The sequence below is a fragment of the Paraburkholderia gardini genome, assembly GCF_907164545.1.
GTDB classification, from domain to species: Bacteria; Pseudomonadota; Gammaproteobacteria; order Burkholderiales; family Burkholderiaceae; genus Paraburkholderia; species Paraburkholderia gardini.
In genome coordinates this window covers 240,333-253,032 of record NZ_CAJQZB010000001.1, presented here as the reverse complement: position 1 = coordinate 253,032, position 12,700 = coordinate 240,333, and the positions used below count along the sequence as shown (strand labels likewise).

Annotated in this window: 10 protein-coding genes and 5 tRNA genes; 2 read left to right on the top strand and 13 right to left on the bottom strand. The window is 61.7% G+C overall.

The window, feature by feature from the left end:
- Positions 1-10: 10 nt before the first annotated feature.
- The 7 genes from LPA37_RS01105 to gltX all read right to left on the bottom strand — a co-directional run bounded on the left by LPA37_RS01105 (position 11) and on the right by gltX (position 2,983).
- A complete protein-coding gene (locus tag LPA37_RS01105; RefSeq protein WP_229011083.1) occupies positions 11-478 on the bottom strand; it encodes a GNAT family N-acetyltransferase in 468 nt (155 codons plus the stop codon).
- Positions 479-704: 226 nt separating this feature from the next.
- A tRNA-Asp gene (locus LPA37_RS01100) sits at positions 705-781 on the bottom strand.
- An 81-nt stretch (positions 782-862) separates the two neighbouring features.
- A tRNA-Glu gene (locus LPA37_RS01095) sits at positions 863-938 on the bottom strand.
- 60 nt (positions 939-998) lie between these two features.
- Positions 999-1,075 (bottom strand) — tRNA-Asp (locus LPA37_RS01090).
- A gap of 77 nt (positions 1,076-1,152) precedes the next feature.
- A tRNA-Glu gene (locus LPA37_RS01085) sits at positions 1,153-1,228 on the bottom strand.
- Positions 1,229-1,369: 141 nt separating this feature from the next.
- Positions 1,370-1,445 (bottom strand) — tRNA-Ala (locus LPA37_RS01080).
- 128 nt (positions 1,446-1,573) lie between these two features.
- Positions 1,574-2,983, bottom strand: a complete 1,410-nt coding sequence (gltX, locus tag LPA37_RS01075; RefSeq protein WP_229011081.1) for a glutamate--tRNA ligase — start codon at positions 2,981-2,983, stop codon at positions 1,574-1,576.
- A gap of 421 nt (positions 2,984-3,404) precedes the next feature.
- Here gltX and LPA37_RS01070 point away from each other — a divergent pair, with 421 nt between their 5' ends.
- Positions 3,405-4,430: a patatin-like phospholipase family protein gene (locus LPA37_RS01070; RefSeq protein WP_407672466.1), complete on the top strand. Its 1,026-nt coding sequence runs from the start codon at positions 3,405-3,407 to the stop codon at positions 4,428-4,430.
- Between the two features lie 139 nt (positions 4,431-4,569).
- On the opposite strand, the gene LPA37_RS01065 is transcribed toward LPA37_RS01070, so the two are convergent.
- The 5 genes from LPA37_RS01065 to LPA37_RS01045 all read right to left on the bottom strand — a co-directional run bounded on the left by LPA37_RS01065 (position 4,570) and on the right by LPA37_RS01045 (position 11,003).
- A complete protein-coding gene (locus LPA37_RS01065) occupies positions 4,570-5,238 on the bottom strand; it encodes a C40 family peptidase (protein ID WP_228977662.1) in 669 nt (222 codons plus the stop codon).
- Between the two features lie 125 nt (positions 5,239-5,363).
- Positions 5,364-6,995 (bottom strand): ABC transporter ATP-binding protein, encoded by a 1,632-nt coding sequence (locus LPA37_RS01060; RefSeq protein WP_228977663.1) that lies wholly within the window; start codon positions 6,993-6,995, stop codon positions 5,364-5,366.
- The gene (locus LPA37_RS01055) at positions 6,992-8,086 is read right to left on the bottom strand and encodes an ABC transporter permease (protein WP_228977666.1); all 1,095 of its coding nucleotides are present in this window, start codon (positions 8,084-8,086) and stop codon (positions 6,992-6,994) included. The genes LPA37_RS01060 and LPA37_RS01055 overlap by 4 nt, the downstream gene beginning before the upstream one ends.
- Position 8,087: 1 nt before the next feature.
- Entirely contained in the window at positions 8,088-9,125 is a 1,038-nt protein-coding gene (locus tag LPA37_RS01050) for a microcin C ABC transporter permease YejB (RefSeq protein WP_228977667.1), read from the bottom strand.
- A gap of 84 nt (positions 9,126-9,209) precedes the next feature.
- Complete coding sequence (locus LPA37_RS01045) at positions 9,210-11,003, bottom strand: extracellular solute-binding protein (RefSeq protein WP_228977871.1); 1,794 nt, start codon at positions 11,001-11,003, stop codon at positions 9,210-9,212.
- Between the two features lie 346 nt (positions 11,004-11,349).
- On the opposite strand from LPA37_RS01045, the gene fabI reads away from it, so the two are divergent.
- A complete protein-coding gene (gene fabI / locus LPA37_RS01040) occupies positions 11,350-12,141 on the top strand; it encodes an enoyl-ACP reductase FabI (protein ID WP_228977669.1) in 792 nt (263 codons plus the stop codon).
- A gap of 129 nt (positions 12,142-12,270) precedes the next feature.
- Here the strand turns inward: fabI and LPA37_RS01035 are convergent, their stop codons facing one another.
- Positions 12,271-12,624 carry a hypothetical protein gene (locus tag LPA37_RS01035; RefSeq protein ID WP_228977672.1) on the bottom strand — a complete coding sequence of 118 codons (354 nt, stop codon included), beginning with the start codon at positions 12,622-12,624 and terminating at the stop codon, positions 12,271-12,273.
- Between the last annotated feature and the right edge of the window lie 76 nt (positions 12,625-12,700).

The window sequence follows — 12,700 nt, the reverse complement described above, 5'->3', positions numbered from 1 at the left end:
CAGAACGGTGTCAGACGCGCCGCGCCATGTGACGGATCGCCCCGAGTTGCGCGAGGCGAGGCCCCGCGAGACGATATCCCATGCGGTGGTAGAGACGGGCTGCGGGGTTATCGACGAAAACACGCAGTTGCAATTCCCGCAACCCACGCGCGCGCGCCCACCGGTGCGACATGTTCAGCATGTAGGTTCCGGCGCCTTGCCGGCGATGTCCTTCGGCGATCTGCACATCGCGGATATGCAGCGAGTCGCCTTCTTCGGTGACACGCAGCACGCCGATTCCATTTCCGTCCATTTCGAGGATGAAGTTTTCCGACTCCCGCCAGCTGGCAAGAAACAGATCGCCGCGCCACACCAGATGATGGCGCTTGTAATAACCGCCCATGTTGCGGCGCGTAAGTGCCTCGGCGAACTCGAAGTCATCCATGCTGGCTTTGCGCAACAGGAAGGCGGGCGACAGGACTTCGGTCGGGTCGAGCATGGCGCAACGGACGGAATGATGACGGCACAAAGGTAAGACAGGCGGCGGGCGCTGGCAAGGGCGGTTTGCCCGAGGCAGCGGGCAAGACCGGGTACGGGCGACGCGGACGTGAAGGTCGCGAAGGGAACGGCTCAGGCCACGGCAATAGTGACGGCCGAAGCACATCAGGATTCGACGACGGGAAAGAAAAAAGCCCGCTGAAACCCAGCAGGCTTTTTTCTTGATCTGGCGGAGCGGACGGGACTCGAACCCGCGACCCCCGGCGTGACAGGCCGGTATTCTAACCAACTGAACTACCGCTCCAGCTTGTTTGCACCATGGCTTGCGAGCGTTGGTTATCTCTCTCAAGCTGCATCGCCGGCTTGCTGTGGCGCTGCTGATGTCTGGCGTCCCCTAGGGGATTCGAACCCCTGTACTCACCGTGAAAGGGTGATGTCCTGGGCCTCTAGACGAAGGGGACAATGTACGCTTACACCTTTAATGAAAAAGCCCGCTCAAGCGCTCCTGAACGGGCTTTATCTGGCGGAGTGGACGGGACTCGAACCCGCGACCCCCGGCGTGACAGGCCGGTATTCTAACCAACTGAACTACCACTCCATTTACTGCATGCCCGCGAGCGATAGTTAAATCTCTGCAAGCGACATCGCTTTCGATAACCAAGCGACGCTGATGTCTGGCGTCCCCTAGGGGATTCGAACCCCTGTACTCACCGTGAAAGGGTGATGTCCTAGGCCTCTAGACGAAGGGGACATAATCTTTTCAGATTCTGTCTTGTTCTTGCTGTTAATTACCGCCAACAGCAAAGAACGATATTCTAACTGCCGTACTACCGTTTGTGAAGTCTTTTTTGCTACAACGACTGCACTCGCGGAAGACTTCATTCTGCTCTGATGGTGGAGGTAAGCGGGATCGAACCGCTGACCTCTTGCATGCCATGCAAGCGCTCTCCCAGCTGAGCTATACCCCCTTGCAGAACAGAAGCGAGATTGTAGATAGCGAATCTCGTTTTGTAAATACCCTTTGAGTCGCCGCATGCGACTTTTTTCAAAGCCGCATGCGTACGCATTCACGCGCTCGCCTGATCGCACCGATCGCTCAGGCGAGCGCCTGTTCGATGCGACTCACGACGACGTCACGGCCGAACAGCATCAGCACACTGTCGATCGATGGCGTATGCGTCGTGCCCGCCACGAGCAGCCGCACCGGCATCGCGAGTTGCGGCATCTTCAGCTTGTGCGTGCCGAGCGTCGCCTTCAACGTGGCAGCGATGCTTTCCTTCGTCCACTCGGCATCCTTCAGTGCAGCAGCCAGATCCGCCAGTGCGGGACGCACGACATCGGTGACATGCTGCGCCACCGCCTCGGGTTCCGGAGCCGGCGTGCGGTAGAACATCGCGGCGTTCTCCGCGATCTCCTTCACGGTTGAGGCACGGTCCTTCAGCAAGCCCACGACGGCCGTCAGATCGGCACCTGCAGCAAGCGCTGCGTCGTCGATACCGAGTTCGCCGAAGAACGGCTTCGCTAGGCCCGCGAGACGCGCGTTGTCGGCTTCCTTGATGTAATGCGCGTTCAGCCAGCTGAGCTTGCCGTGGTCGTATTGCGCCGGCGACTTGCCGAGATGCTCGAGGTCAAACCATTCGACGAACTGGTCCCGCGAAAAAATTTCCGCATCGCCGTGCGACCAGCCAAGACGCGCGAGATAGTTGAGCACGGCCTCGGGCAAATACCCGGCGTCGCGATAGCCCATCACGCTCATCGCGCCATGCCGCTTGCTCATTTTTTCGCCCTGCTCGTTGAGCACGGTCGGCAGGTGGGCGTAGACCGGCGGCTCCGCGCCGAGCGCGCGCAGGATGTTGATCTGGCGCGGCGTGTTGTTCACGTGATCGTCGCCGCGAATCACGTGCGTGATGCGCATGTCGATATCGTCGACGACCACGCAGAAGTTGTAGGTCGGCGTGCCATCAGGACGCGCGATCACGAGATCGTCCAGTTCTTCGTTCGAGATTTCAATACGCCCCTTCACGGCGTCGTCCCAGGCAACGATGCCCGTCAACGGATTGCGAAAGCGCAGCACCGGTTCGACGCCGGCTGGCGGCGTCGGCAGTACCTTGCCGCGCTCAGGGCGCCACGTGCCGTCATAACGCGGCTTTTCGCCCGCGACACGCTGACGCTCGCGCAGCGCGTCGAGCTCTTCCGTCGACATGTAGCACGGGTACACGAGATCCTTCCCGGCCATCTGCTTCAGGACCTCGCGATAACGGTCCATGCGCTGCATCTGGTAGAACGGACCTTCGTCGTAATCGAGGCCGAGCCAGTTCATCCCTTCGAGGATCGCGTCGACGGATGCCGACGTCGACCGTTCGAGATCGGTGTCCTCGATCCGCAGTACGAACGCGCCCTTCATGTTGCGGGCGAACGCCCACGGATACAGCGCTGAGCGGATGTTCCCCAGATGGATGAAACCAGTGGGACTCGGTGCGAAACGGGTACGAACGGGTGTGGTCATGTGCGGTTACTCGAAGGCAGGCGCCGGCGCGCGGACATCATCGCGATGACGCGCGAAAGCGGAACGCGTCCATGCGACGCATGCGGCGTGCGACGCGGCGCGTGGACTCGAATGACAGATGCAAGACCGCGATTATACCCGCCGGTTGCAGTCGCCCGTGCCGCGCCAGGCGCTTCTGGAAGACCCCTGCCGGAAGCAGACATGGGACGTTTCGACTTGCCCATTTCACAAGACACTTCACGGTGACGTTCACGACGCGCTTCAGGACAGGCCTGACGACGCCTGTCGCGGGGCATTCGCAAAACGGTTCGCGCCGCGCCTTGCGACATCTTCCGCGCTGGCGGTCTTCCCATGCCGTTACCGCGCGGCGACGGTGCTTTGCTTTATGATGTGCGCGCGCCGCCGTCCTGATTGCGGCGCGGTGCGATCGCCGCGGGCGATCGCGTGGGAACGAATGCCGCATCCTGTCGCGCGATACACCCGGAACCGGGTCGCACGGACGCCGCCGCTGGAGAAATCGTTGAAGCCGTCATCCCCCCGTCTGAGCCGCCGCAATTTTTCGCTTGCCGCGGCGTCCGCCGTCCTTACCGCGTGCACGACCACATCGACGGATAACCCCGTCGCGATCACGCCGCCGCCCGTCAGCAAACCGCCCCGGCCGCTGCGTGTCGCCCTTGCGCTCGGCGGCGGCGCGGCGCGCGGCTTCGCCCACATCGGCATAATCAAGGCGCTCGAGGCACGCAGCGTCCAGATCGACCTCGTGTGCGGCACGAGCGCGGGCTCGGTGGTCAGCGCACTGTACGCCTCGGGCATGACCGGCATCGACATGAACCGGCTCGCCCTGAAGATGGACGAAGCGTCGATCAGCGACTGGGCGATGCCCTTTCGTACACGCGGTTTCCTGCAGGGCGTGGCGCTCCAGAACTACCTGAACACGACGCTCAACAATCGCCCGATCGAAAAGATGGTGAAGCCGCTCGGCATCGTCGCGACCGATCTGAAGACCGGTCAACCGATCCTGTTTCAGCGCGGCAATACCGGCATCGCGGTGCGCGCGTCGTGCAGCGTGCCGTCGGTGTTCGAGCCGGTGAAGATCGCTGGACACGAATACGTGGATGGCGGCCTCGTAAGCCCGGTGCCGGCCTCGTTCGCGCGCCGGATGGGTGCGGATTTCGTGATCGCGGTCGACATCTCCGCGCGCCCGGAAACAGGGCTCACGGCAAGCTCGTTCGACGTGCTGATGCAGACGTTCACGATCATGAGCCAGACGATCAAGGGCTACGAGCTCGACAAGTACGCCGACTTCGTGATCCGCCCGGATCTCGCCGCGATGAACAGCAGCGACTTCAGCCAGCGCAACGCCGCGATCCTTGCCGGCGAGGAAGCCGTCGCAAAGATCATGCCGGAACTCCAGCGCAAACTCGCAGCCGGACGGCCCGTTGTCTGACGGTTATCCGGCTGGTTGCACCTCCGGGTGCGCCCTCACCCTGCTCGCCGGACAGCGCCAGACGTAAAAAAAGCCCGCATCTTCAACGAAGCGGGCTTTTTCATGCGTGCAACGCGCGAAACCGGCAATGCCGGTCAGTTCAGTTGCCGCCGATGGTCGCGTTCACACGCGTACGCAGATCCTGCTGTTCCGTAAACGACGTCTCGATACGACGTGCGCCAGTGAAACGTTTTTCCCAATAACCGTCGTCCAGATCGTCGACGCGGATCGTGCTGCCCGTGGACGGCGAATGCACGAACTTGTTGTCACCGATATAGATGCCGACGTGGGAAGCCGCACGGCGCATCGTGTTGAAGAACACGAGATCGCCCGGCTTCAATTCGCTCATGCGAACCTTTTCACCGACGTGACTCATTTCCTCGGCGCGGCGCGGAAGCGCCATGCCCAGCGTGTCCTGGAACACGTAGCGCACGAACCCGCTGCAATCGAGACCGGAATCCGGTGTGTTGCCACCCCAGCGGTAGCGCACGCCAATCATGTTAAGTGCGCCCACCACGACATCGCCAGCCTTCCCGGCCATGCCGGAAAGAAACGACCGCGCACCCCTATCGCCCGGCAATGAGGCGCTCTGGTTTTGCGAACTGGGGGGGGACAGCATATCCGATCCATTCTGGATCGAAAGTGTGGCGTTCTGGTTAATACTGCTTACTTCGTCGGCGAACGCGCCGGGAGCTGCAGCCATCATGACGCCGATAAACATCCCGGCGACGACGCGCGTGCAAGCCTGGGTTAAAGATCGGTGCTGCATCGGTCGGTATTTTTTGCCTAAAAATCAGTGGGATACGGAAAGTTTTGTCGATACTAGCCAGTAAGTATTTATCTGTCAAAACAAATAGAAAAATACAATCGAGCGACGCACCCAATTGGCGAATGTCAGGTAGCGAACGAAGCTTTCAGCAGCTTTCGTGTGTAAGGATGACCTGGAGCAGCAAAAATCTTCTCCACATCCCCCGACTCGACGATAGAACCGTTCTGCATCACCGCAACCCGATGCGCCATCGCACCGATCACCGCGAGGTCGTGACTGATAAAGACGAAACCGAGGTTGTATTTTTGCTGCAAACCGGTCAGGAGTTTGAGCACCTGCTGCTGGATCGAGACGTCGAGCGCGCTGGTCGGCTCGTCGAGCACGAGGAGCCGTGGTTCCAGCACCAGCGCCCGTGCGATAGCGATCCGCTGCCGCTGGCCGCCGGAGAATTCATGGGGATAGCGCTGCAAGACGGTCCGGTCGAGGCCGACTTCGCGCAGCACCGAGATCACTTTCTCGCGTCGCCCCTGCGCCCCCAGTTGAGGACGATGCAGCGCAAGTCCCTCGCCGACGATCCGCTCGATCGTCTGCCGCGGCGAAAGTGAACTGAACGGATCTTGAAAGACCACCTGCATATTCGAGCGCAACACGGTCTGTTCACGCCCCCGCCAGGTCTTGAGCGCCCTGCCCTGGAAATCGATTTCGCCCGAGGCCGTGCGTTGCAGGCCGAGTAGCGCCATCGCAAGGGTAGATTTTCCCGATCCCGATTCGCCGACGATACCGAGCGTCTCTCCTTGCCTCACCGACACATCCGCGCCCGCCACCGCGCGAACGCGCCCCGAGCGGAACCACCCGCTCATGCCAGGCAGCTTCGTGCGGAAATCGACCGAGACATTGCGTGCCTCGAGGATGACCGGCGCAATCGGCATCACCGGCATCACGGTCCGCTCCGGACGACTCCGCAGCAGACGTTGCGTGTACGGATGCTGCGGCGATGCGAAGAGTTGCTCGACCGGCCCGCTTTCGACGAGCACGCCCTTCTCCATCACGGCCACGCGTTGCGCGAAATGCCGCACGAGATTCAGGTCGTGCGTGATCAGCAGCACGGCCATGCCGCGCTTCTGCGCTTCGTCGCGCTGGAGTTCGAGCAGCAATTCGACGATCTGCGCACGGATCGTGACGTCGAGCGCCGTCGTCGGCTCGTCGGCAAGCAGCAGACGCGGCCGGCATGACAACGCCATCGCGATCATCGCGCGCTGGCGCTGACCACCCGACAGCTGATGCGGATAGCTGTTGACGCGCTTCTGCGGCTCGGCGATACCCGTACGCGCGAGCAGCGCGACAGTACGCTTGCGCGCTTCAAGGGACGACACGCCGTCGTGGATCACGATCGTCTCGGCAATCTGGTCGCCGATCGTGTAGAGCGGATTGAGCGCCGTCATCGGCTCCTGGAAGATCATCGCGATGTCGGAGCCGCGCAGGCCGCGCATTTCGCGCTCGCTCTTTGTCAGAAGTTCTTCGCCGTTGAAGCGGATCGAGCCGCTCACCTGCGCGTCGCTCAACAGCCGCAGGATCGACAGTGCGGTCACGCTCTTGCCCGAACCCGATTCGCCGACGAGCGCCACCCGCTCGCCGCGCTCGATGGCCAGCGTCACGTCGTTGACCGCGACCGTATCGCCGAACGTCACATGCAGACGATCGAGCGCGAGCAGCGGCCCCGCGAACGGCGGTTTGGTGGATGCGTTCGCGCCGCTCACTGGTTGCCTCCCGCACGCATCGCGTCGGAGATGCGGGTGTCGAGCGCGTTGCGCAGCGCATCGCCCATGAATGTCAGCAGCAACAGCGTGGCGACGAGCACGCTGAACGTCGACAGCGAGATCCACCACGCGTCGAGATTGGCCTTGCCCTGCGCGAGCAGTTCGCCAAGACTCGGCGTCGGCGACGGCACACCGAGGCCGAGAAAATCGAGGCTGGTGAGCGCGAGAATCGAGCCGCTCATCCGGAACGGCAGGAACGTGATGACCGGCGTAAGACTGTTCGGCAGCACGTGATGCCAGATGATCTGCCAGTTCGAAAGACCCATCGCCCGCGCCGCACGCACATAGTCCTGCTGGCGATTGCGCAGAAACTCCGCACGCACGTAGTCCGACAAACCGATCCAGCCGAACAGCGACAGCAGCACGATCAGCAGGATGAAGCCCGGCTCGAAAATCGACGCGAAAATGATCAGCAGATAGAGCTCGGGCATCGCACTCCAGATCTCGATGAGCCGCTGCCCGACGATATCCGTCCTGCCGCCGAAATATCCCTGTATCGCGCCCGTGAAGATGCCGATCACGGTGCCGATGAACGTCAACACCAGCGCGAATTCCACCGACACGCGAAACCCGTACAGCAATCGCGCGAACAGGTCGCGGCCGCGGTCGTCGGTGCCGAGCCAGTTGTCGCGTGAAGGCGGCGCGGGATTGGGCACCTTCGAGAAATAGTTGAGCGTGTCGTAGTAGTACGGGTTCGGCGGATAGATCGCGAAATTACCGGGTGCGTCGAAGCGATGCCGGATGTACGGATCGAGATAGTCCGCAGGTGTCGGGAAGTCGCCGCCGAACGTGGTTTCCGGATAGGTTTCGAAGAGCGGAAAGTACAGGTGGCCCTCGTAACGTGCGACGAGCGGCTTGTCGTTCGACCACAGCGGCCCGGCGAGACTCGCCGCGAACGCCACGACGAAGATGATCAGACTCCAGTAGCCGGAGCGCTGCTGCCTGAAACGTGTCCAGACGCGTCGCGCCGGCGATGGCGATACCAGCGTGCGAACCGTCTCGTTGCGGGTATTTGGAACGGCCTGGCTCAAGTCAGCGCTCCAGTTGTTCGAATTGAATGCGGGGATCGACCCAGACGTAGCACAGGTCGGAAATCAGCTTGGTCGCAAGACCGATCAGCGTGAACAGATAGAGCGTGCCGAGCACGACCGGATAGTCGCGGCGCACCACCGATTCGTACGACAACAGGCCGAGACCGTCGAGTGAGAACAGCGTCTCGATCAGCAGGCTACCCGTGAAGAACGCGCCGATGAACGCGCCAGGAAAGCCGACGATCAACGGCAGCAGTGCATTGCGAAACACGTGCTTCCACAACACGCGCCGCTCGGAGAGACCCTTCGCGCGCGCCGTCAGCACGTATTGCTTGCGGATTTCGTCGAGAAAGGCGTTCTTCGTCAACATCGTGACGACGGCAAAGCTGCCGATCACGGAAGCGAAAATCGGCAACGTGATGTGCCACAGGTAATCGAGAATCTTGCCGCCGATACTCAGTTGGTCCCAGTTATCGGACGTGAGGTTGCGCAGCGGAAAGAGCTGCAGGAACGAGCCGCCGCCAAACAGCACGAGGAGCAGCACACCGAGCACGAATCCTGGAATCGCGTAGCCGACCAGCACCAGCAGGCTCGTCGCGACGTCGAAGCGCGAACCGTTTCGCACCGCTTTCGCGATACCGAGCGGCACGGAGATGAGATAGGTCAGGAAGAACGTCCACAGACCGATGCTGATCGACACCGGCAGCTTCGACACGATCAGCGACCACACGCTTTGATGGTGAAAATAGCTTTGCCCGAGATCAAAGCGTGCAAAGCGTTTGAGCATCAGCACGTAGCGCTCGAGCGGGGGCTTGTCGAAACCGTAGAGCGCCTTGAGTTGCGCGATCTGCTGCGCGTCGACGCCCGAATGTGCGCGCAGACCGAACGACGGGCCCTGCTCCGCGCCCTTGCGCAGATCGTGAACCGCCTGCTCGACCGGGCCGCCCGGTACGAACTGGATCACGACGAACGTCAGCGTCAACACGCCGAGCAGCGTCGGGATCATCAACAGCAGGCGTTTGAGGATGTAGCTCCACATGGGCGAATGTCCAGGGCGTGGTCGAGAGCAATGGAAGGCGTACGGCGACACCGGAAGAAAGCTGCGAACGTGCGATGGGCAACCTCAAGGCTTCGGCTCGAACCACCACATCGACGTAATCCAGTCGTTTGCCGAATAGTACAGCGGCAACGTCTTCGGCCATGCCATGCCGCGACGGAAAGCTACGCGGTGTGTCGCGCTGTACCAGTGCGGCACCACATAGTAACCATGCATCAGCACGCGGTCGAGCGCATGGGTTGCGTCGACGAGCTGCTCGCGCGTCTGCGCCTGGATCAGCGCGCTCAGGATCGAATCGACGACTGGCGACTTCAGGCCGATATAGTTGCCCGAACCCGGGTCATCCGCGGCCTTGCTGCCGAAGCGGTCGATCTCCTCGGAGCCCGGCACCTGCACGTCGGGATAGCGGATCGTGGTGGCGTCGAAATCGAATGCGTCCAGGCGTTTCTGGTACAGCGCGAAATCGACGACCCGAAAACGCACGACGATGCCAAGCTTGCCGAGATTGCGCACGAACGTCGCTATGATCGGCTCCATCGCCGCGGCCGAGCCCGAATCGTCGAGAATCTCGAACTCGAATGGCTCGCCCTTTGCGTTACGCAACGCGCCATCGCGATAGGTCCAGCCCGCCTCGGTCAACAGCGCGCGCGCCTGCAACAGGTTGGCACGCAGCGAGCCGGGCGGATCGGTATCGGGCTGCTTCGGCGGCGGCCCGAAAACCGCAGGATCGAGTTTCGTTCGCCACGGGTTCAGCAACGCGAGTTCGCCAGCGGAAGGAAGCCCCGTCGCCTGCAGATCGGTGTTCACGAAAAAGCTGTCGATCCGCTTGTACTGATTGTAAAAAAGCTGCCGGTTGAGCCATTGAAAGTCGAGCGCGAGATCGAGCGCCTTGCGCACGCGGACATCCTGAAAGAGCGGCCTGCGCTGATTGAGGATAAAACCCTGCATACCCGTGCCGTTGTGCTGCACGAATTCGCGCTTGATCAACTCGCCACTGTCGAACTTCTTGCCGACGTCGCGGCGCACCCAGCTACGCGCGACGTATTCGACGAACGCGTCGTATTCGCCGGCCTTGAACGCTTCGCGTCGCGCGGTTTCGTCGGAGTACAGCTTGTACGTGATGCGTTCGAAGTTGAACATGCCGACGCGCACCGGCAACGTCGCGCCCCAGTAGTTCGGATCGCGGCGATAGGTGATATCGCGGCCGTTGTCGTAGTGCTCGATCACATACGGACCGCTGCCGACGGGCTTCTCGAACGCAATCTGATCGAACGCAACGTGGCTGCCGTCCGGCTTCGTCCCCCACTTGCGCGAGAAGACCGGCACGCCGCCCGCGATCAGCGGCAACTCGCGATTGCGTTGACGGAACTCGAAGCGGATCGTCCCCGGATCGACCACCACCGCGCGCGTGATCTCCGCGAAATACGCAGCGAACTGCGGCGCGGCCTTCGGGCTTTTCAACGTGTCGAACGAGTATTTGACGTCGTCGGCCGTGACCGGATCGCCGTTCGAAAAGTGCGCGCGCGGGTTGATGTGGAATGTTGTCGACAGGCCGTCGGGCGCAATGCGGATGTCGTCGGCGAGCAGGCCATACGCGGACGCGACTTCGTCGGAGCTGCCCGTCGTCAGGCTTTCGAACATCACGCCGAGACCAGGCGCCGCGTTGCCCCGCAACGTGAACGGATTGAATTTGTCGAAGCTCGTGAGCCGGTCCGGATTCGCGAGCACCAGCGTACCGCCGCGCGGCGCCGACGGATTCACATAATCGAAGTGTTTGAAATCCGCTGGATATTTCGGCTCGCCGTACTGCGCGATCGCATAGACCGCCTGCGCGGGCTGCGCGGTCAGCAACGCGACCATGCCGACCGCCACGGCCACCGAACAGGCGAGCGCCGAACGCGAAATCGCCATGACGCCAACGCGCGACAACGCGTAAAACACGGCATGCCATCCAGCACGAAACGGATGTGGCCATTGCGAGCCAGTTGGCAAGCCAGTCGTCATAGGGGCCTTATTGGTCAGGGGGCAGTTGCAATGTGAGAGAATTCTACCCAATAAACCCGCGCGACCCGAACGTCTGGCCACATCATGGCCATCCGGCCAGGGCGGGGCCCGGTTCGATTCAGCTTCAACGCACATCAAGCCCGGCCCAACCTCGCCGATCAGGGCCGAACGCCACGGCGCGCAGACTTCATCTGGAGATTTCATGGGCTTTCTCGCTGGTAAACGAATCCTGCTAACCGGCCTGCTGTCGAACCGTTCCATTGCATACGGTATCGCGCAGGCGTGCAAACGCGAAGGCGCCGAACTCGCCTTCACGTATGTCGGCGAGCGCTTCAAGGACCGCATCACCGAATTCGCCGCCGAATTCGGCAGCAATCTGATCTTCCCGTGCGACGTCGCGGACGACGCACAGATCGATGCCCTCTTCGTCTCGCTGAAGGAACACTGGGACAGTCTCGACGGCCTCGTCCACTCGATCGGATTCGCACCACGCGAAGCGATCGCTGGCGACTTCCTCGACGGCATGACGCGCGAGAACTTCCGCATCGCGCACGACATCTCCGCGTACAGCTTCCCCGCGCTCGCGAAGGCCGCGCTGCCGATGCTGTCGGACGACGCAGCGCTGCTGACGCTCAGCTATCTCGGCGCTGAAAAGGCAATTCCGAACTACAACACGATGGGTCTGGCGAAGGCGTCGCTTGAAGCGAGCGTGCGCTATCTGGCGGTCTCGCTCGGCGGCAAGGGCATTCGCGTGAACGGCATTTCGGCCGGCCCGATCAAGACACTTGCGGCAAGCGGCATCAAGGGCTTCGGCAAGATTCTCGAATTCGTCGAAAACAACGCACCGCTCAAGCGCAATGTGACGATCGAACAGGTCGGCAACACCGCGGCGTTCCTGCTCTCCGATCTCGCAGGCGGCGTGACCGCTGAGATCGTCCACGTCGACTGCGGCTTTAGCGAAGTCGTCGGCGGCATGGCAGGTGTAGCTGAATAACGCGACGTGCGCTCACCGGTCGCCTCGCAAGGCGAAGCGCATCCGATGTCATCGCGTTGATCGAAGAAGCAAAGATAAAAGCCGCCCGTCAGGGCGGCTTTTTGTTCCACATCCGGCATCACGACACGCTTAGTGCCAGCCGTTGTGGTGACCGTTGTCGTGGTGACCATGGTTATAGTCACGGCCCGGAGGATGATGACGATACCAGTCATCGCGCGCCCAATAGCGGCGACCATCGTAATAACGGTCACCGTGCCAGCCGATCACGATCGCCGGAGCGCCGTACACCGGAGCCCCATATACCGGCGCAGGCTGGTAGACGACAGGCGGAGGCGGCGGCGGTGCGTAGACCGGCGCCGGCGCAATGTAGACAGGAGCCGGAATGCCGATATTGACACCCACGCTCACGCCTGCCATCGCAACGCCTGACGCCCCAACCGCCAGTGCCCCGATCAACAACGAAACAACACGAGCCGACTTCATGTATTCACCTTTGGCGAGTTGATTTTGTTGGCCGGAATATAACTGAAGGTGACGATCCGTGTATTTCAACTTTGTA

Excerpts from the sequence above, each read along its gene's own strand:
- LPA37_RS01035 (WP_228977672.1), bottom strand. The coding sequence starts at position 12,624 with ATGAAGTCGGCTCGTGTTGTTTCGTTGTTGATCGGGGCACTGGCGGTT.
- LPA37_RS01105 (WP_229011083.1), bottom strand. The coding sequence starts at position 478 with ATGCTCGACCCGACCGAAGTCCTGTCGCCCGCCTTCCTGTTGCGCAAA.
- fabI (WP_228977669.1), top strand. The coding sequence starts at position 11,350 with ATGGGCTTTCTCGCTGGTAAACGAATCCTGCTAACCGGCCTGCTGTCG.
- LPA37_RS01045 (WP_228977871.1), bottom strand. The coding sequence starts at position 11,003 with ATGGTCGCGTTGCTGACCGCGCAGCCCGCGCAGGCGGTCTATGCGATC.
- gltX (WP_229011081.1), bottom strand. The coding sequence starts at position 2,983 with ATGACCACACCCGTTCGTACCCGTTTCGCACCGAGTCCCACTGGTTTC.
- LPA37_RS01065 (WP_228977662.1), bottom strand. The coding sequence starts at position 5,238 with ATGCAGCACCGATCTTTAACCCAGGCTTGCACGCGCGTCGTCGCCGGG.
- LPA37_RS01050 (WP_228977667.1), bottom strand. The coding sequence starts at position 9,125 with ATGTGGAGCTACATCCTCAAACGCCTGCTGTTGATGATCCCGACGCTG.